This is a genomic window from Uliginosibacterium sp. H1, assembly GCF_036017065.1.
Taxonomy (GTDB): Bacteria; Pseudomonadota; Gammaproteobacteria; order Burkholderiales; family Rhodocyclaceae; genus Uliginosibacterium.
This window is the reverse complement of the sequence record NZ_JAYXHR010000001.1, coordinates 948,801-968,253: the sequence shown is the minus strand read 5'-3', so window position 1 is coordinate 968,253 and position 19,453 is coordinate 948,801. Positions and strand designations below refer to the sequence as shown.

The 19,453-nt window shown below is 66.1% G+C and carries 18 protein-coding genes; 12 read left to right on the top strand and 6 right to left on the bottom strand.

Annotation, left to right across the window (positions count from 1 at the left end; genetic code table 11):
- Nucleotides 1-5 precede the first annotated feature (5 nt).
- The 4 genes from VVD47_RS04425 (at nt 6) to VVD47_RS04410 (ending at nt 4,770) form a co-directional block, all read left to right on the top strand.
- A complete protein-coding gene (locus VVD47_RS04425) occupies nt 6-437 on the top strand; it encodes a YybH family protein (RefSeq protein ID WP_327602189.1) in 432 nt (143 codons plus the stop codon).
- Nucleotides 438-462: 25 nt separating this feature from the next.
- Complete coding sequence (locus VVD47_RS04420; RefSeq protein ID WP_327602188.1) at nt 463-870, top strand: ester cyclase; 408 nt, start codon at nt 463-465, stop codon at nt 868-870.
- 429 nt (nt 871-1,299) lie between these two features.
- On the top strand, nt 1,300-2,028 hold the full coding sequence (locus VVD47_RS04415) for an ABC transporter ATP-binding protein (protein WP_327602187.1): 729 nt from the start codon (nt 1,300-1,302) through the stop codon (nt 2,026-2,028).
- A gap of 234 nt (nt 2,029-2,262) precedes the next feature.
- Nucleotides 2,263-4,770, top strand: coding sequence for an ABC transporter permease (locus VVD47_RS04410; protein ID WP_327602186.1), 2,508 nt, complete (start codon nt 2,263-2,265; stop codon nt 4,768-4,770).
- Nucleotides 4,771-5,018: 248 nt separating this feature from the next.
- Here the strand turns inward: VVD47_RS04410 and VVD47_RS04405 are convergent, their stop codons facing one another.
- From VVD47_RS04405 to VVD47_RS04395, 3 genes are all read right to left on the bottom strand, one after another.
- Complete coding sequence (locus tag VVD47_RS04405) at nt 5,019-5,441, bottom strand: type II toxin-antitoxin system VapC family toxin (RefSeq protein ID WP_327602185.1); 423 nt, start codon at nt 5,439-5,441, stop codon at nt 5,019-5,021.
- Complete coding sequence (locus tag VVD47_RS04400; RefSeq protein WP_327602184.1) at nt 5,438-5,695, bottom strand: type II toxin-antitoxin system Phd/YefM family antitoxin; 258 nt, start codon at nt 5,693-5,695, stop codon at nt 5,438-5,440. The genes VVD47_RS04405 and VVD47_RS04400 overlap by 4 nt, the downstream gene beginning before the upstream one ends.
- 91 nt (nt 5,696-5,786) lie before the next feature.
- The gene (locus VVD47_RS04395; protein ID WP_327602183.1) at nt 5,787-6,215 is read right to left on the bottom strand and encodes a hypothetical protein; all 429 of its coding nucleotides are present in this window, start codon (nt 6,213-6,215) and stop codon (nt 5,787-5,789) included.
- 108 nt (nt 6,216-6,323) lie between these two features.
- Between VVD47_RS04395 and VVD47_RS04390 the strand changes: the two genes are divergently transcribed.
- From VVD47_RS04390 to VVD47_RS04355, 8 genes are all read left to right on the top strand, one after another.
- Complete coding sequence (locus VVD47_RS04390; RefSeq protein WP_327602182.1) at nt 6,324-7,625, top strand: tryptophan--tRNA ligase; 1,302 nt, start codon at nt 6,324-6,326, stop codon at nt 7,623-7,625.
- Between the two features lie 175 nt (nt 7,626-7,800).
- Nucleotides 7,801-8,091 (top strand): nucleotidyltransferase family protein, encoded by a 291-nt coding sequence (locus tag VVD47_RS04385; protein WP_327602181.1) that lies wholly within the window; start codon nt 7,801-7,803, stop codon nt 8,089-8,091.
- Between the two features lie 53 nt (nt 8,092-8,144).
- Nucleotides 8,145-8,447: a HepT-like ribonuclease domain-containing protein gene (locus VVD47_RS04380; RefSeq protein WP_327602180.1), complete on the top strand. Its 303-nt coding sequence runs from the start codon at nt 8,145-8,147 to the stop codon at nt 8,445-8,447.
- A 91-nt stretch (nt 8,448-8,538) separates the two neighbouring features.
- Nucleotides 8,539-9,780: an alpha/beta hydrolase gene (locus VVD47_RS04375; protein WP_327602179.1), complete on the top strand. Its 1,242-nt coding sequence runs from the start codon at nt 8,539-8,541 to the stop codon at nt 9,778-9,780.
- Nucleotides 9,781-9,871: 91 nt separating this feature from the next.
- Nucleotides 9,872-11,794 carry an ABC transporter ATP-binding protein gene (locus tag VVD47_RS04370; RefSeq protein ID WP_327602178.1) on the top strand — a complete coding sequence of 641 codons (1,923 nt, stop codon included), beginning with the start codon at nt 9,872-9,874 and terminating at the stop codon, nt 11,792-11,794.
- A gap of 249 nt (nt 11,795-12,043) precedes the next feature.
- Nucleotides 12,044-13,945, top strand: coding sequence for an ABC transporter substrate-binding protein (locus VVD47_RS04365; protein ID WP_327602177.1), 1,902 nt, complete (start codon nt 12,044-12,046; stop codon nt 13,943-13,945).
- Between the two features lie 240 nt (nt 13,946-14,185).
- The gene (locus VVD47_RS04360) at nt 14,186-15,343 is read left to right on the top strand and encodes an oligogalacturonate lyase family protein (RefSeq protein WP_327602176.1); all 1,158 of its coding nucleotides are present in this window, start codon (nt 14,186-14,188) and stop codon (nt 15,341-15,343) included.
- A 302-nt stretch (nt 15,344-15,645) separates the two neighbouring features.
- Entirely contained in the window at nt 15,646-16,602 is a 957-nt protein-coding gene (locus tag VVD47_RS04355; RefSeq protein WP_327602175.1) for a helix-turn-helix transcriptional regulator, read from the top strand.
- A gap of 83 nt (nt 16,603-16,685) precedes the next feature.
- On the opposite strand, the gene VVD47_RS04350 is transcribed toward VVD47_RS04355, so the two are convergent.
- From VVD47_RS04350 to VVD47_RS04340, 3 genes are all read right to left on the bottom strand, one after another.
- Nucleotides 16,686-17,426 (bottom strand): THxN family PEP-CTERM protein, encoded by a 741-nt coding sequence (locus VVD47_RS04350; RefSeq protein WP_327602174.1) that lies wholly within the window; start codon nt 17,424-17,426, stop codon nt 16,686-16,688.
- Between the two features lie 492 nt (nt 17,427-17,918).
- Nucleotides 17,919-18,968 (bottom strand): NADP(H)-dependent aldo-keto reductase, encoded by a 1,050-nt coding sequence (locus VVD47_RS04345; protein ID WP_327602173.1) that lies wholly within the window; start codon nt 18,966-18,968, stop codon nt 17,919-17,921.
- A 217-nt stretch (nt 18,969-19,185) separates the two neighbouring features.
- Nucleotides 19,186-19,401: a TOBE domain-containing protein gene (locus VVD47_RS04340; protein WP_327602172.1), complete on the bottom strand. Its 216-nt coding sequence runs from the start codon at nt 19,399-19,401 to the stop codon at nt 19,186-19,188.
- Between the last annotated feature and the right edge of the window lie 52 nt (nt 19,402-19,453).

Here is a 19,453-nt window from a genome sequence, read left to right as displayed (position 1 = left end):
CGAGCATGCAGACGCCCGTCGAAGCTGCACAGTTGTTGCTGCAGGCCTACGCCCGTGCCGTCCTCGACAAGGACGTGCAGGCCTTCATCAGTCTCTACCACCCGGACGCCTGCATCTTCGACACCTGGGGTGTGTGGAGCTACAGCGACGCGCAAGCCTGGGCCGGCATGGCGCGGGAATGGTTCGCCGCGCTGCCTGCCACGGAGTGCGTGGTCGTCACCTGGGACGAACTGCAGGCCCGCCAGTTCGGCGACGCCCTGTCCGTGCTCGCCTTCCTGACCTACACCGCGATGACGGACAAGGGCGAGAAGATCCGCGCCATGACCAACCGCCTGAGCTGGGTCGTGCAGCGCGATGACGACGGGTTGAAGATCGTGCACGAGCACACCTCGGCGCCCGCCGATCACGAGTCGGGAAAGCTCATCCTGCAGCGCTGACCGCGTCACCACGACGAGGACCGACATGAGCCGTTCTCCCGCATCGCTCGTGCATGCCGCCAACCAGGCGCTCATCGTCGAAGGCCGGCTCGACGCCATCAATGAATTCTTCTCGCCGGACTACGTCGCGCACTTCACCGGCAGTGATCTCGCTGGCGGCCACGACGCCGTGCGACGCGTCATCACCGCGATCCGCAATGCCTTCTCCGACATCACGCTGGAGGTGGACGTCCTCGTCGAATCCGGCGACCGCATCGCCTGGCTGCGCACCGCGAGCGGCACGCAGACCGGCAGCTTCAAGGGCTTCCCGGCCAGCGATAAAAAACTCCGCTGGTGCGATATGGTGACCAGCGAAATCCGCGACGGCCTCATCGTGCAGGAATGGGTGGTCACCGATCTGGCAGAGCAGTTGTTGCTGGCGCGCAAGCGCTAAGTTCGGGACGAACGTTCCAGCATCGACGTCACCGGGTTCCGCCCTTCGACACGCTCAGGGACCGCGCGGGAACGACAGAAGAGGCACTACCCGTCGATCCCGTCATTCCCGCGCAGAGGGGTAAGCAGGCATTCCGGCGTATGCCGGAAGCTCGCAAAGCGGGAATCCAGCGACTTTCGACTTTCGCACCTGCGCCCGATGCGCGCCGATGCCCGCCGCGCCGCATTCCGTGATGTTGCTGCCATGTAAAGCTGTGTACGGCCACGAACTCGCCTTGCCGCCATGAGTCGAACCACGCGCCACAGGGTGCGAGCGTGACTCCGCGCAACGCCGCAGCACTTATGCCCGCGCCCCTCAGAAAACACCCAGACACGGCTCCCTCACGAGCCAAAGTGCCTTCAGACAAGTGCCCAGACCAGTCCCCCGACCATGATCGATCTCCACGGCGTTTCCATGCACTACAGCCTGGGCGCGGCACGCATCGACGTGCTGCGCGAGGTGAGCCTCCACATTCCGCGCGGGCAGAGCCTCGCCATCGCCGGGCCGTCCGGTTCCGGCAAGACATCGCTGCTCCTGCTGCTCGCCGGGCTGGAGCGGCCGGCGGCGGGGCGCATCGTGCTGGACGGCCAGCCACTGGATGCGCTGGACCGCGACGCGCTGGCCGACCTGCGGCGCGATCACGTCGGCATCGTCTTCCAGTCCTTCCACCTCGTCGCCAGCCTCACCGCGCTGGACAACGTGGCGCTGCCGCTGCAGATCGCCGGCCAGCGTGACGCCGCCGCGCGTGCCCGCGCCCAGCTGGAACGCGTCGGCCTCGGTGCGCGGCTGGATCACTATCCGGCGCAGCTCTCCGGTGGCGAACAGCAACGCGTGGCGATTGCCCGCGCGCTGGTGCACAAGCCGAAGCTGCTGCTCGCCGACGAGCCCACCGGCAACCTCGACGACCACACCGGCGAGGGCGTGCGAAAACTGCTGCTGGATCTCAACCGCGAGATCGGCACGACGATGGTGCTGGTGACCCACGACCTCGACTTCGCCGCGCGCTGCGACCGCGTGCTGCGCCTGCATGACGGGCAACTGCACGAATGGAAGCCGATGGCGGAGCAGGGCGGTGGTGCTGATGTGGATGTCGCGGTGGAGTCCCGGACATGCCAATGACAGCGCCAACCAGTCGCACGGCCCACGCTCCCGCGTACAACCCGACGACGCTGGATTCCTGCCTCCGCAGGAATGACGGAGCGATAGGACGTCGCGGGAGAGCGCCGCTGCGGACGGAAGCAACTTTCAGCCACACAACCCCCAACCCGTCGCTCCTGCCCCTCGGCGGGCTCGGGGACCGGGCAGAGCCCAGCGACTTTTGCGTTCGCTCCACTCACGTGCGGTATCCGGGCCATGCGCTTCCTGCTTGATCTCGCCTGGCGCGACCTGCGCGGCGGTGGCCGCAGCCTGTGGGTGTTCTGCGCCTGCCTCGTCCTCGGCGTCACGCTGGTGGCGGCCGGAGGCGGCCTGTTCCGCCAGGTCGGTGACAGCCTGCAGGCGGATGCGCGCGCACTCTTCGGTGGCGACGTGGAAGTGCAGCACGACCGCCCGCTGCAGGACGACGAACTCGCCTGGCTGCGTGCACGCGGCGAGGTGTCCTTGCTGGTCGAACTGCGCAGCATGCTGCTTACCGCCGACGAGCGCGCGCAACTGGTGGAGCTGCAGAGCTTCGACGAGCATTACCCGCTGTACGGCAGTGTCGAAATGTCGCCACCTGCACCGTTACGTGACGCCCTGGCCGAGCGCGACGGCCGCTGGGGCATCGCCATCGACCGTGCCCTCGCGCAACGCCTTGGCCTGAAGCCGGGTGACGAGGTCACGCTGGGCGAGACCACGCTCGCCGTGCGCGCCATCACCCTGCGCCAGCCGGACCGCAGCCTGCGCGCCGACTGGAGCGGCCTGCCGGTGCTGCTGTCCGCCGACGCGCTCGCCGCTACCGGCCTCATCCAGCCCGGCAGCCGCGTCGAATACAACTACCGCATCAAGACCGACACGCCGCCGGAGGCCTTCCGCGATCAACTGGTCGCCGCCTTCCCGCAAGGCGACTGGGACGTGCGCACCTTCTCCCAGCGCAGCGAGCGCGTGGCCGAGGTGCTGGCGCAGATCGGCTCCGGCCTGCTGCTCATCGGTTTCAGCGCGCTCTTCATTGGCGGGCTGGGCGTGTTCAACAGCGTGCAGGCCTACCTGCAGGGCAAGCTCGGCACACTCGCCACGCTGCGCGCGCTGGGCCTGCGCGACGGCCGGCTCGCCGCGCTGTACCTGCTGCAACTGCTGATGCTCGCGGCATTGGCGAGCTTGGTCGGCGCCTTGCTCGGCGGTGTGCTCGCACTCGCCGGCGCGGCGATGGCGGCGGACCGCCTGCCGCTCGCGCCCGCATTGATCGGCCTTGTCGCGCCGCTGTCGCTCGCCTGGCTGTTCGGCGTGCTCACCGCGCTCACCTTCGCGCTACCCGCACTCGGCCGCGCGCTGTCGGTGTCGCCTGCCGCGCTGTTCCGCGGGCTGGATGGCGCGGTGACGCGCACCTCGCGCGGCTGGTGGTGGCTCACCGCGCTGGCGGGCCTGTGCGTCGCCACGCTGCTGGTGCTGGCCATGCCGGACCGCCGCTTCGGCGCAGGCTTCGTCGTCGCCACACTGCTCGTCCTTGGCTTGCTGGAGTTGTTGGTCCGTGTGTTGCAAAGCGCTTCGCGCGCGCTCATGCGCACAAGGCTTGTCGAAGACTTCACCTGGCGCCTCGCGCTCGCCAGCCTGCACCGCCCCGGCGCGCCATTGCGTGCCGCGCTGCTGTCGCTCGGCTCCGCGCTCACGCTGCTGGTGGCGTCCACGCTGGTGGTCGCCGCACTGCTGCGCACGGTGAACGAGACCGTGCCCGAGCGCGCACCGGCCCTCGTGTTTTACGACGTGCAGAACGCGCAGCAGGACATCGTGCGCGATGAACTCGCGCGCAGCCCCAGCCTGCAGCAATTGCAGCTCGCACCGCTGGTGCTCGGCCGCATCCAGGCGGTGAACGGCGTGGCGCTGCGCGACAGCGGTGACGCCGGCCGCGCGCTGGAAGCCCGCGACGAACAGAAACTGTCCACCCGCGCCGGCAACTTCGACGACGTCATCATCGCGCGCGGCGCCTGGTGGCCGGACGACTACCGCGGCCCGCCGCTGGTGGCGATGGAGGACCGCGAGGCCGACGAGCTGGGCCTGCAGGTCGGCGACACGCTGCGATTCGACATCCTCGGCACGCCGGTGGAAGCGAAGCTCGCCGCCATCTACAGCCAGCGCCGCTACCAGGCGCGCCTGTGGCTGGAGGCCATGTTCTCCGACGGCGTGCTCGACCCCTTCATCACCCGCCACGTCGGCGCCGCGTATCTCGATGCGCAAGAGGCCATGGCCGCGCAGGACCGCATCGCCGCACTCGCGCCCAACATCGTCAGCGTGCGCACCGCCGGCATGCTGGACGAAGCCCGCACGCTGCTGGCCCGCGCCAGTGCAGGGCTCGCCGTCGTAGCCGGTGTCAGCCTCATCGCCAGCCTGCTCGTACTCGCCAGCGTCATGGCCGCCAGCCGCAGCCGCCAGGTGTACGAAGCCAGCCTGCTCAACGCCATCGGCGCCCGCATCGCCACCATCCGCCGCGCCCTGCAGGCGGAATACGCGCTGCTCGCCGTGCTCACATCGCTGTTCGCCATCCTCGTCGGCAGCGCGCTGGCTTTCGTGCTGCTGCACTTCCGCCTGCAACTCGACATGACCGGCCTGCTGTGGGCCGGCGCCGCGACGGCGGTATTAGTCAGCAGCGCAAGCCTCGGGCTGGGCGCGGCGTGGTTGCTACGGCAGTTGCGGGTGAGTCCGGCCCGTCTGCTAAGGGCAGGGGGCTGACCCACCGTAGGGTGGGCTCGGTGAGCCCACGCGCGACATTCGTGTCGAGGTGACGCGTTTCCCTTTTGCCAAGGTGCTTGAACGCGCACCCGCTGTTGGGCTTCGCTTCACTCAACCCAACCTACGTCCACAGCGTGATGCCACACAGAAGCGGTAGGTTGGGCTGAGCACAGCGAAGCCCAACACCCAACGTCGCCATGGCTTCGGTAAGCCAAAAGGCGGGGCAGGAACGTGCCCGGGAAATGTGGTTACGCCGCCGTCGCGGAGAACGGATTGAAAACCTGAACCCCCAGCGCCTCGAAATCCGCCACGTTGCGCGTCGCGACGGTCAGCCCGTGCGCTTGCGCAGTGGCCGCGATCATGGCGTCTTCGTACAGCGTGTCGGACTTGCGATGCATCAGTCGCGCCCATTGGCGAAAGGCCTTCGCGTCCAACGGCAGTATGTTGTATGCATCCGCCAGCAACTCCAACCAGGCCTCGATCTCGGCTGCCTTGGCAGCGTCCTGTTCGCGGGTCAGCTCAATGCCGGCCTGGATTTCCCCCAGCGTGACCGCTGACAGGAACAACTGCGTGTCGTCCAGCGCCTGCAGCCAGGCCACCACACCGCCGTGCGGGCGCGGTTTGCGCAGCTCCGACACCACGTTGGTGTCGAGCAGGAACAGCCCGCTCACCGCAGCGGCTCGGCCGGCCGCCGTTTCGCGCGACCACGCGCCGGCACGATCACCTCGGCCCGTGCTTCGTCGGCGAGCAGCAACTGCTTCAGCGAAGGTCTTGCCGCTGCCTGCAATCGGCGCCACTCCTGCACCGGCACCAGTACGGCAGCCTCGGCCCCGCGCCGCGTCACGATCTGCGGACCCTCCGAAAGACAGGCATCGAGGAATTCGCTGAACCGCGCCTTCGCGTCTTGTACCGGCCAAGAATGCATGATCATATCCTTCTGACTAGATTGATGACTAGTTTGCTCCTGCCGATAACATCTGTCAAAAGCGTTACCCGGATATTTGACCCCTTGGTGATCAAGGCTGGCGTGGCGTGGTGCTTACTCGCTGGATGCGGGCACCCGTCTGAGCGTCATAGATGATTCGATAGTGGTAGGTCCGGCCTGCCTGCAGCATCTGATCTATTGAGTAAAGAGAATGGACGCCAAATGGATCTGTTGGCTTGACGCCCAAGGCGTACTCGCCGGCCTGCAGATCTAATTCAATTTTTTGACGCGGATCCAGAGATGCGGCCTTCTGCTCGTTCACGTAGAAATGCATGTAGTTGGCGCTGCCAAAGACGCCTCCGTCGCGTATGACGATAATTCTTGCTGTGGTGGAAGAGCGTACGGCGCCTTTGAAGAAAATCTGCGCGTCTGGCGCAGGAAGAATTTCTGATGGAGAAGGCGGCGTGGTTGCGCATCCGCAGAGCGCAGCAGAAAGCAAGAGCCAGATCAGTGTGCGCATCGTCAAACGTCCGAGTTGTGAAGGGAGGTTTGCCAGCGTGTGATCGTAGCGCGATTGCCAAGGTAGACTCTGCCCTTGCCTGATAACAGCGTACCGACCTCACTTACCATGCCTCACCGCGTCCTCACCGGCATCACCACCACGGGCACTCCCCACCTCGGCAACTACGCGGGCGCGATCCGCCCGGCCATCCAGGCGAGTCGCCAGCCCGGCGTCGAGAGTTTCTTCTTTCTCGCCGACTACCACGCGCTGATCAAGTGCGATGACCCGGCGCGTATCGAGCGTTCGCGGCTGGAGATTGCGGCGACCTGGTTGGCGGCGGGGCTGGATACGTCGCGCGTGGTGTTCTACCGGCAGAGCGATATCCCGGAGATTCCGGAGCTGACCTGGCTGCTGACCTGCGTGACCAGCAAGGGGCTGATGAACCGCGCGCATGCCTACAAGGCGTCGACCGATGCGAACGAGGCGGCGGGTGAGGAGCCGGATGCGGGCGTGACGATGGGGCTGTATTCCTACCCGATCCTGATGGCGGCGGACATCCTGATGTTCAAGGCGCACAAGGTGCCGGTGGGTCGCGACCAGATCCAGCACATCGAGATGGCGCGCGACGTGGCGCAGCGCTTCAACCACCTGTTCGGCGCGGGCAAGGAATTGTTCGTGCTGCCCGAGGCGGCGGTGGAGGAAGGCGTGGCGACGCTGCCGGGGCTGGACGGCCGCAAGATGTCGAAGAGCTACGACAACACGATTCCGCTGTTCGAAGGTGGTGCCAAGGCATTGAAGAGCGCGGTGGCGCGCATCGTCACCGACTCGCGTCTGCCGGGCGAGCCGAAGGACCCGGACAACAGCCACCTGGTGACGCTGTTCGATGCCTTCGCGCAGCCCGCGGAGCGCGAACAGTTCCGTGCCGACCTGCGTGCCGGCCTGGCCTGGGGTGAAGCGAAGCAGCGCTTCCTGGAAGTGCTGGAACGCGACCTCGCGCCGATGCGCGCGCGCTACGACGAGCTGATGGCGAAGCCGGAAGAGATCGAGGAAGAACTGCTGGAGGGGGCGCGCAAGGCGCGCGCGACCGCCGCACCGCTGCTGGCCGAACTGCGCGAGGCGGTGGGCCTGCGTCACTTCCGCAAGGTTGAGGCGAAGGCGGTGGAGAAGAAGGCCGATGCCGGCGCCGCGCTGCCGGTGTTCAAGCAGTACCGCGAGGCCGACGGCAAGTTCTACTTCAAGCTGAGCGCGGCGGATGGCCGCTTGCTGCTGCAGAGCCAGGGCTTCGAGCAGGGCCGCGAGGCCGGGCAGTGGGTGGGCCGTTTGAAGGCGGATGGTGCGGCGGCTTTGGCGGATGTGCCGGCGACGCTGGCGGAGGGTGTGAGCGCCGAGGACGTGGCGACGGCGCTGGCGGCGTTTGCGCAGGCGTGAGTCCGCATTCCCGACGTAGCCTGGATGAAGCGAAGCGGAATCCGGGAAGTCTCGTGACAAGGTCGCGCCCCGGATACGGGCCGTGGCCTGCATCCGGGCTACGGATGCTGTGCGCGATTTGACGCATTGCCCTGGCTCGCCGATCATCCGGCACTGATCCCCTCGGGAGTTTTTCATGCGTCCTTCCGTTGCTTTGCAGAACCATGGCGATGCTGTTCGCGCCATTGCACTGAGCAATCGGGTGGCGAGCGTGCGCGTGTTCGGTTCTGTGCTGCATGGCGACGACACCGAGGGCAGCGATCTGGATCTGCTGGTCGAGCCGACCGCGGACACGACCTTGATGGACATTGCGCGCATCGAGCTGGCGTTGCGGCGCTTGCTCGACGTGCCGGTGGATGTGCTGACGCCGGGAGCGTTGCCGGAGCATTTCCGTCAGCACGTGCTGGCGGAAGCACAGCCGGTATGAGCCGGACTGACGCACTCCGCGTCCCTGATTAACTTCAACATATCGTCGAGGCGGTGGAGCGCATCCAGCGTTACATCGGCGACATGGACGAGGCCGGATTCCTCTGCGACGAAAAGACCCAGGATGCGGTTGTCCGCAACTTCGAGGTCATCGGCGAGGCGGCGCGCAATATCGAGCGCCATCATCCAGCGTTCGCGGCTGAACATGACGACATACCCTGGAGCCTGCTCCACACGATGCGCAACCGTGTAGCGCACGGCTACTTCAAGGTTGATTTTGGATTGGTGTGGAGAACCATCGAGGTTGATCTGCCGGTCCTGCAAGGACAGATCCAGCGCCTGCTGGCATCGTTGTAGTCGTTCTTCCCATCGCACACTATCTGCGGGAATCCTTTCCCGCTTCGTCCAGTCAGAATGCGGTTCGTCCTGCGTACCTGGGTGTTCCTGAATGCGCGCCGTCCGCTTCCTCTTCACTGTCCTCACCACCTTTGGCCTCGCCGCCTGCACGACGCCCGGCCCGTCGTACAGCAGCTTCGACGAGTACCGCACGCAGACGCGCGCATTGATCGAGCAGCGGCGTGCTTTCCTGGCGAAGGAGGGCAAGGACATGCAGGCGGAGCTGGAGTGGAACAGTCCGCAGGAGTGGCGGCCGGCGGGCTGGCGGGCGGTGTCTGCGAGCGCAGCCGCCACGCCGACGCGCGGGGTCCTGCTGGTGCATGGGTTGGGGGATTCTCCCTGGTCCTTCCATGACCTGGGCCAGCGACTGGCGGAGCGCGGTTTCCTGGTGCGCACGCAGGTGGCCTTGTTGAAACGTGAGCTGGATGGGCATGGACAACAAGGCGGGCAGGTGTGGCTGGGGGGCTTCTCCACCGGTGCGAACCTGGTGACGGAGTATGCGCTGGATGACGATGCCATCGCGGGGCTGCTGCTGTTCTCGCCGGCATTCCGTTCGGACACGGACATAGACTGGCTGGCGCCGTGGGTGGCCTGGGCGCGGCCGTGGCTGCGCGAGCGCGACCCGGGGCGACCGGAGCAGTCGCCGGTGCGCTACCTCATCACGCCCACCAACGGTTTCTCGCTGTTCTGGCGCAGCAGCTACGCGGTGCGCAGCCGCCTCGCGGACAAGCCCTTCGACCGGCCGGCCCTGCTGGTGACGACGGCGAACGATTCGGTGGTGGACGTGGGTTTCACGTTGCTGGCTTTCCAGCAATCCTTCACGCATCCGGCCAGCCGGTTGGTGTGGTACGGCGACCTGCCGGCCGACGTGGGGACGGACCGCGCGCCGCCACGGGTGCTGGTGCGCACGGACCGGCTGCCGGAGCGGCGCATCAGCCAGTTTTCGCATATGGGCCTGTTGTTCGCGCCGGACAACCCGCTGTATGGCGAGGCGGGCACGCTGCGGCTGTGCTGGAACGGGCAGGCGCCGGACACGGTGCCGCGTTGCGAGGCGGGCGAAGAGGTGTGGTACTCCGACTGGGGCTACCGCGAGGACGGCAAGATCCACGCGCGGCTGACCTGGAACCCGTACTTCGACTGGCAGTTGCAGGTGCTGGAAAGCGTGCTCGGGGCCGCGCATGAGAGCGTGGCCGACGCGCCGCGCACCGAGGGCGGCAACACGGCCAGCGCAAGGCGTGGCGCGGATACGCCGGCAGGCGGCGTTTCGGGTGGCGGTGCCGCGCGCAGCAACTGAATGTGGCACGATCCTGCCTCTGACGCAGCCCGCGGAGCTGCAATGTCGTTGCTCCGGCACCAAGGCTGCGCGTTTTCGCCAGACTGTCGCCATGACTCCTGAACAGCGCGCGCCCGGCACGCCGGCGCTGCCCGACACGCCCTTCCGCTTCATCCTGTACTTCGTTGCGCAGTTCCGCTGGTGGTACGCGGGCATGTTCGTGTGCGAAACATTGGGCGCGGCCAGTGGCATCCTGATTCCCTACGCGCTGTCGAAGATCATGAAGGCGGTGACCGGCGCGCAGGGCCATTCGATGGCGATGGTGGAGGCGCTGCACGGGCCGCTGATGCTGTTCATGGGTCTCGCGGTGGCGGAGCTGGTGTTCGGCCGCATGGCGGGCGGCATCCAGATCCGCCTGGGGCCGCGGCAGCGCCAGAACGTGACGCGCCACCTGTACCACTACCTGCAGGAACACTCGCACCGCTACCTGAGCAACAACTTCGCGGGCGCGCTGGCGCACCGCATCTCCGAGACCTCGATGGGCACGGTGCAGACGCTGTGGTCGCTGCTCACCGAATTCTGGCCGGTAGCCATCGTCATCGGCGTGTCGGTGGTGCTGCTGTTCAGCGCGCACCTGCAACTGGGGTTGTTCGCGCTGGCGTGGTCTGTGTGCTTCATCGGCGTGTCCTTCTGGCTGGCGAAGCGTGCGCAGCCCTACGCCTTCGACGCGGCGTCGGCACGCAGCGAGACTACCGGCGTGGTGGTGGACTCGGTCACCAACCTGACCAGCGCGCGCCTGTTCGCGCGCCTGGGCTTCGAGCGCCAGAACCTGGACGAGACCTTGAAGCGCGAGCTGAAGGCGGTGCGCCGCTCCAATGGCTACAACGAGCGGGTGCGCTGGTTCCAGTTCTCTGCCGCGGCGATCCTCAAGGTGGGCTTGCTGTATTACGCGCTGACGCTGTGGGGCAAGGGTCTCATCGGCGTGGGTGAGTTCGTCATGGCGGTGAGCCTGTCGCTGCTGATCATCAACGAGGCGCGCAACCTGAGCCGCCGCTTCCTGGAATTCTTCGAGTACATCGGCAACGTGGCCAACGGGGTGCACACCATCGTGCGTTCGCACGAGCTGGTGGACACCGCCAGCGCGGCGGCGCTGAAGGTGACGCAGGGCGACATCCGCTTCGAGAACGTGGACTTCGGCTACGCGCCGGACAAGCGCGTGTTCGAGCAGCTCAATGTGCATATCCCGGCGGGGCAGAGCGTGGGCCTGGTGGGGCTGTCGGGCTCCGGCAAGTCCACCTTCGTCAGCCTGCTGCTGCGGTTGTACGACCCGCAGGGCGGGCAGATCCTGATCGACGGGCAGGACGTGCGCGCGATGACGCAGGAATCCCTGCACGAGCAGCTCGCGCTGATTCCGCAGGACCCCAGCCTGTTCCACCGCAGCCTGCGCGACAACATCCGCTACGGCCGCACCGCCGCGACCGACGAGGAGGTGGCGGAGGCCGCGCGCAAGGCGCATGCGCACGAGTTTATCGCGCAGATCAAGGAAGGCTACGACGCGATGGTGGGCGAGCGCGGCATCAAGCTGTCCGGCGGCCAGCGCCAGCGCATCGCGATTGCGCGGGTGATCCTCAAGGATGCGCCGGTGCTGATCCTCGACGAGGCCACCTCGGCGCTGGACTCGATTACCGAGAAGGTGATCCAGGACACGCTGGAGGAGGTGATGCGCGGCAAGACGGTGATCGTGGTGGCGCACCGTCTGTCGACCATCGCGCACCTGGACCGCATCCTCGTGTTCGACAACGGCCGCATCGTGGAGGACGGGCCGCACGACGCCCTGCTGGCGAAGGGCGGTGCCTACTGGCGGCTGTGGAGCCGGCAGGCCGGCGGCTTCCTGCCGGAGGCCTCGCACGACATGGGCGAGCCATCGGCGAAACCGATGGCGGTGGCGGGCAGGGTGGCGGTGCCTGCGGAGGAACTCCAGGACGACGCGCCGCACAAGGACGACCGCCCGGACCTGCGCCGCACGCTGTCCTGATCAGGATCAGCTTTTCTCGTAACGGTGCTGCCGGGTGACGCTGCCGGAAGCACGCGGTTTGCTGCGCCGCGGTCTGGAGCGAATCGCTTGGAAGCCCGTGTTCATGGGGTTTACCCGTGGTCTAGAGTTATTGATACGACATGTATCCGGGCTTGCCGCCATGTCGCATTTTTACAAGACACCCCCATGATGTTTCCAGAGACTGCGCAAACCCCGCTGCACCGAGACGGGCTATCAGGAGACTTATTCATGCTTCGCAAACCTCACGTGCTGATGCTGGGCGCAAGCCTTGCGCTGGCATCCGCCTTTGCCCACGCCCACCATGAAGCGCCCGTGCTGGCGCAGAAGGTCAAGGCCAAGGAGCTGCCGCCGGTAGATCAACGCCTGCCGGAGAAGCCCGAAGTCGTGAAGCCGATCGAACGTGTCGGCACCTATGGCGGCACGCTGCGCTCCGCCCTTCGCGGCAATAACGATTACCACGCCATCCTGCGCCTGGTCGGCAACCAGGGCCTGGTGCGCTGGACCATGGACTTCAACGGCACGGTGCCGAACCTGGCCGAGAGCTGGACGGTGTCGGCAGACGCCAGCGAGTACACCTTCAAGCTGCGCAAGGGCACCAAGTGGAGTGACGGCACGCCCTTCACCGCGGAAGACGTGCTGTTCGCGATGAACGACATCGTCGGCAACTCGCAATTCCTCGGCACGCCGCCGGAGAACTTCGTCGTGGGCAACAAGCTGGTGACCACGACCAAGGTCGACGACTACACCGTGCGCATGAAATTCGCCGGCCCCTACGCCGCGCTGCTGGACACGCTGGCACACCCGCTGGGCCAGTACCCGGTGATGTACCAGAAGAAGTACTGCTCGCAGTTCCACCCGAAGTACAACCCGAAGATCAACGAGCAGCTGACCGCTGCAAGCGTGAAGGACTGGCCGACGCTGTTCCGCGTGAAGTGCGGCGACATCGAAGTGCCGACCCGCTGGGGCAACCCGGAGAAGCCGACGCTGGACCCGTGGGTGATCCAGCAGCCTTACGGTGGCGCCGCCACCCAGGTGGTGCTGCAACGTAACCCGTACTTCTGGCAGGTCGACACGGCGGGCAACCAGCTGCCGTACATCGACACGCTGAACATGCCGATCATCAACGAAGTGGAATCGATGGTGCTGGCTTCCATCGGTGGCCGCCTGGACTTCCAGCACCGCCACATCTTCCCGATCCAGAACCGTCCGGTGCTGGCCGAGAACGCGGTCAAGGGTGGCTACTCGCTGATGAGCCTCAGCTCGCTGAACGCCAACTCGGTGGGCATGTACGTCAACCTGAGCACGCCCAACCCGAAGCTGCGCAAGCTGGTGCAGCAGAAGGACTTCCGCATCGCGCTGTCGCACGGTATCGACCGCAAGGAAGTGGCCGACATCGTCTACCTGGGCCAGGCACAGCCGTGGCAGACCGGGCCGGTGCCGGAGTCCAAGTGGTACATCGAGAAGATGGGCAAGCAGTACCTGGAGCTCGACGTCGCCAAGGCCAACGCCATGCTGGACAAGCTGGGCCTGACCACGCGTGACAAGGACGGCTATCGCCAGTATCCGGACGGCGGCCGCATCGCCATCAACACCATCGTCGCCATCCAGCTGCAGCAGCAACTGGAAGCCATGGAGCTGGTGCGCAAGCAGTGGAGCAAGATCGGCATCGAGCTGGTGATCCGCGCCGGCGAACGTTCGCTGACCTTCGAGCGTGCCAACAACAATGACTACGACATGTCGGTCGACGTCGCCCCCGGCGGCCTGGATGCCACGCAGAACCCGCGCAGCTTCCTGACCATGCACCCGGAGTCGCGCCAGAGCGTGCTGTGGTATCGCTGGTATGCCTCCAACGGCAAGCAGGGTGAAGAGCCGACGGCGTCGATGAAGAAGCGCATCGCGCTGTACGAAGAATGGCGTGCCGCCAAGTCCGCGGCCGAAGCCGACAAGATCTTCAAGCAGATCCTGGAACTGGCGGCGGACGAGTTCGAAGTCATCGGTGTGGTGCGCCCGCCGCGTGACAACGCCATCCGCAAGACGAACCTGAAGAACGTGTATGAAAAGATGCCGGCGGGTTGGTCCTGGCCTACGCCTGGACCGAGCCTGCTGCAAACGTGGTTCTACGCGAAGTAGGTGGGAGCCGGGAGCCCCGGGGTTGGCGTCCTCCGGCCCCGGGGGCTTCCTCACCGTCGCGACCCTGACGGTGTCAGTCTGTAGCAAGGGTCGAGCGCAACACTGAAGCACGCCGAAGCAGACGCATCGAAGCAGGTATATCGACGCATTGGCATCGACGCAGAGGCCTCGAAGCCAATGCCGAGATGCAGAGCCGAGATGCGGAGCCGGGCAGCCAACACAGAGCAGAGAAAGATTCCCGTGGCAAAAGGCAGCACGATCCAACTGAAGTTTCACGAATTCACCGACCCGACCACTGGCGTGCGCGTCACGCGGCTGACGCCGCCTGACGTCACCTGCCACCGCAATTACTTCTACCAGAAGTGTTTCACCAACGACGGCCGCAAGCTGTTGTTCGGTGCCTGGTTCGACAATGACTGGAACTGCTACCTCATGGACCTGGACACGCAGACCGCGCGCCAGCTCACCGAGGGTAGCGGTGACAACACGTTCGGCTGTTTCCTGTCGCCGGACGACAAATACCTGTACTACGTGAAGCGCGGCCGCGAGCTGCGTCGCGTTGCGCTCGACACCCTGGAAGAGCAGGTCATCTACACCGTGCCGGCCGGCTACAAGGGCTACGGCACCTGGGGTGTGAATTCCGCCTGCACCAAGCTGGTGGGCATCGAGGTCGTCGATGGCGACCTGATGGCGCTGGCGACCTGGGAAGAATTCCGCGAGCAGTTCCTGCGCAATCCGCGTTGCCGCCTGATCTCGATCGACATCGAATCGGGCAAGGCCACCACGCTGTTCGAGCAGGCCAAGTGGACCGGCCACCCGATCTACCGCCCCTTCGACGACAACACCGTGGGCTATTGCCACGAAGGTCCGCTGGACCTCGTCGATGCCCGCATGTGGCTGGTGGACGAGGACGGTACGAATCGCCGCAAGATCAAGGACCACGAGGACGGCGAGCGTTGCACGCACGAGTTCTGGGTGCCGGATGGCTCGAAGATGATGTACGTGAGCTACAAGCAACGCGACGGGCACGACCGCTGGATCTGCGTGGCCGATCCGGAAACGCTGCAAAACGAAGTCATCATGCCGATGCCGGCCTGCTCGCACCTGATGAGCAACTTCGACGGCAGCAAGGCCGTGGCCGACGGTTCCGGCACGCCGCAGGACATGGCCAGCACCGAAGGCTTCAAGCGCGAGAGCGATCCCTTCCTGTACCTGTTCGACCTGAAGAAGAAGACCACCACGCGTATCGCCGCGCACAACTCGTCGTGGCGCGAGTACCGCGAGAACCGCCAGGTCACCCACCCGCATCCGGGCTTCACGCCGGACGAGAAGCAGGTGCTGTTCAGCTCCGACTTCGAAGGCGAGCCCGCGGTGTATCTCGCGGACCTGCCGGCCTAGGGTCTGCGGCCTGGTGCCTGCCGCCTTGGTGCTGCTGCCATGGTCCCGTAGCAGTGCCCGGCATCCGAACTGACGAGCCCCGCCATCCAACGATGGCGGGGCTTTGTTTTTCCGCGCTGCAACAAAGGCTTGCATGGCCGAGGGTTTGGCCGTTGTCGTGGCAGAGTCCTTCACCCGGATCGCCAATATCTATATATTTGCGAAGCCGCAGGCGGGCAGTGCAGGCCGCCCGATGTGCTTCGATCCAATCGCGTTCGCCCGGCGCTGGCGCCGGATGCACGCCCTGACCAGCAGGCGCCACCTTGTCGACGACCCACCCGCATTCGCCGGATGCACCGGAGCAGTCGATCTGCAATTCCTTGCAGCGCTGCCTGCCGCCGCCGGTCCTGGCGCCTTTCATCGACAACTTCCAGCTGCTGGAGATCACCGCCGCCGGCCCGCTGCCGCGCCTGTTGCCGGGCACCGGTGCGCTGTGCTGCTTCGTGTCCGGCGCGCCGCTGGCGGTGGACGACGTTCACAGCGCCGAGCATCGCCACCTCAGCCGCGCCTTCCTGCTGTGCAATCGCCATCATGTGCTGGACCTCGCCGCCACGGGCCCGTCGCGCCTGGTGCTGGTGAGCTTCCGCCCCGGCCGCCTGCGCTACTTCAGCCCGGCGAGCTTCGCGGAGCTGCAGGATCACATCACCGACGCGGCCGACCTGTGGGGCAGCTCGGCGTCGCTGATGGCCGAGCAGCTTGAAGAGGCGGTGGACCTGGAAGCCTGTCGCCTGCGCCTGTCCGCCTTCCTGTCCGCGATGCTGCCGCGTCCGGGTGAGGCGCGGCTCGACCTGATGCTGGACCTGCTGTACCTGTCGCCCAGCATGCGCATTGCCGACCTGGCTGCCGGTGCGGGCTGGAGCATGCGTCACTTCGAGCGCATGTTCGCCAGTACCTACGGCGTGACGCCCAAGTTCTTCGCCCGCGTCGCGCGCCTGCAGCAGGTGGCCCGCAAGCTGGCGCTGGAGCCGGACTGCACGGCCGGCAGCAGCGCCCTGGATGCAGGGTTCTTCGATCAATCCCACTTCATCCACGAGCTGGACAAACTGGCCGGCCTGTCGACGGTGGAGTTCGTGCGCGGCGTACGTGAGCGCCCGCACTTCTACAACCCGATGGCCCGCCAGCGGTACCTGGCGCTGCTGAACGACCGCCTTGATACGACGGCATTCCGCTCGCACAGCGACTGGCTGTCGCCGCATGCGCGCAGCGTGGTGAGCCGCTGAGCCGGACGCCGACGCGAAGAACGAGAATGAAAAAGCCCGCCATCGGCGGGTTTTTTCATTGGCGGGGCTGATGCGTGCCGTTCTTACCTGCGTCGCTTGTGGATGAGCGTCATGCCCAGCAGGGAGATGCCCAGCAGGCTCAGCCCATCCGGTGCCGGCACCTGTCTGACCGGGCCAGAGCGTGACACCGTGGCGTACAGGCCGGCCGTGTTCGACTGGTTTTCCATCGTCCAGTAGGACAGGTCGATGTCGGCCCCGCCGTTGCGGCTGAAGCCCAGCAGGTCCAGCGTCCATTCGTCACCGTCGATCACGAAGGTGTCGGACGCGTTCAACGAACTGATCTGCACATTGTCCGCGCAGCCGTTCGCATTCACGCCGGCACCCGACTGTCCGCCATCGGCGCAGGTGCCATTGACGTTGAGCGACTCCAGGTGCGAGAAGCCGAACAGGAAGGAGCGCTCGCCGATCGATACGCCATCGACATAGATGCTGGTGGTGAGCTGCAACTGCGCGCTGCTGAGCGACTCGCCGAAGACCGCGATGTTGCGGTGGACGAAGTTGCCGATGAGGAAAGGGTCCGGCGACGGCGGGATCTCGAAGTTGTTCACGCCCGCGGCGGCGAGGAAGTCGTAGCCACTCTGCGTCGAGCCATCGGCAGGCAGGCCCCAGTTGAGGCTTGCGCCGGCGTTGCTGGCGACAGCGGCGGGCGTGGCGTTGATCCACGTGCCGGTGAAGGCGCCGAGAGAGACGGCGGCAGCGGAAGCGGTGAGGGGGGCGACACTGATCAGCGTGGACGAGACGACTGCCAGCAGGGGTCGAAGCATGCGCATTTTTTATTGCTCCTTGTTGGGGTTGGTCGCGGCGGGCCCATCTGCGTGGCCTCTACGACTAAGGTTTATCCAGCAACAAGCGTTCCAGTGCGCAGCGCATTGATGTGCAAGGGAAAAATGCACCTCCGGGAAGGGCATGTAAATGGGTTCGACGGTTCGTAGGAAGAGGCCTACATGCCTATGTCCTGCGGGCCGACGCGCCTGTAGGAATGCACGAAACAGGTGGCGTCGTTCTGTCGCAATGGCACGACAGGAGGCGCGATGACGACCGCGAAAAGCCGGGTCGGCCGAACGGGAGATGTATTCAGAGCAGCAATGTCTGGGCGGTTGTTGGCGAACGGATCGAGCCAGTAACCGGGGCTGCGTGCTGCACGTCGGATGGAGCCGGCGGAGCAAACGGATCGGGCGGGGCGGCCACCGATGGAATGCGGATGGCATTCCATCGGTGGCCGGATTGGTCCTGTCCGTGTAGGCGTGCCGCGTGTCCTATTGCACCGGATTCGACCAGCGCGCGTGGATGGCGTTGATGCCGGCAATCACCTCGTCGCCCAGCGTGACGTCGACGCTCGCGATGTTGCTGCGTAGTTGCTCCAGCGTGGTGGCGCCGATGATCGAGCTGGTCATGAAGCGACGGCTGAGGGCGAATGCGGTGGCCATCTGCGACGGGTCGAGGCCGTGCTTGTGCGCCAGCGCCACGTATTCGGCGGTCGCCGCCTGGGCATGCGGGTTGGTGTAGCGCACGAAGCGGTCGAACAGCGTGAGGCGCGCACCTGCCGGCCTGGCACCATCGAGATACTTGCCACTCAGCACGCCGAAGCCCAGCGGCGAGTAGCCCAGCAGCGCCAGGCCGTCACGGTGGCTGAATTCGGCGAGGCCGATCTCGTAGCTGCGGTTGAGCAGGCTGTAGGGATTCTGGATGCTGGCGATGCGCGGCAGGTCGTGCTCCTTCGCCAGTTGCAGGAATTGCGCGACCCCCCAGGGCGTCTCGTTGGACACGCCGACGTGGCGTACCAGTCCCTGCTTCACGAAGTCGGCCAGCACTTCCAGCGTCTCGCGGATGGGCACCGTGTATTCGTCGTCCACCCAGGGGTAGCTCAGCATGCCGAAGGTGTTGGTCGTGCGGTCCGGCCAGTGCAACTGGTAGAGGTCGACGTAGTCGGTGCGCAGGCGACGCAGGCTGGCGTGCAGGGCCTCGGTGAGGTTCTGGCGGTCGTGCTGGGCCTTGCCGCCACGGATGAAGCCGGGGTTGTGCTTCTGGCGCGACGGGCCGGCTGCCTTGGTGGCGATCAACGCCTTGTCGCGCCGGCCGCCCTTCGCCAGCCAGGCGCCGATGTATTCCTCGGTGCGGCCCTGCGTTTCAGGCATGGGCGGCACCGGGTACATCTCGGCGGTGTCGATCAGGTTGATGCCGGCTTCCAGCGCCAGGTCGATCTGGCTGTGCGCTTCGGCCTCGGTGTTCTGCTGGCCCCAGGTCATCGTGCCCAGGGTGATGATGCTGACGTCCAGGCCGGTGTGGCCCAGCTTGCGGTACTGCATGCGTGTGCTCCTGCTGCGTGGGTGGGCGGTCGTCACGATGCGACTGCGGCGACGTGGCTTCGTTCAGGGGTATTGCGCATGCTACGCCCGTCAGGCGGAGCGATGTCGCGTGGCGGTCATGCGCGTTGACGTATGCGGGTGCCGCGCCTCCTTGCGGGCGCGGAAGCACCACGGGCCCGTACGTGACGGGCCCGTCGGGAGTGCAGGGCCTGCGCGCTTACAGCGTGGCGATCGAGACTTCGGTCGACTTGATCAGGGCCACCACTTCGCTGCCGACCTTGAGGCCGAGGTTGTCCACCGAGCGCGTGGTGATGACGGAGGTGACGATGCCGGCGGGCGTGTCGATGTCGACTTCGCTGACGACGTCGCCACGGACGATTTCGCGGACCTTGCCGCGGAACTGGTTACGGACGTTGATGGCCTGGATGCTCATGGTGTTGCTCCTGTCTTGTTGAGTGGGTCTGGCGAGGGGGAGGGGAATGGGA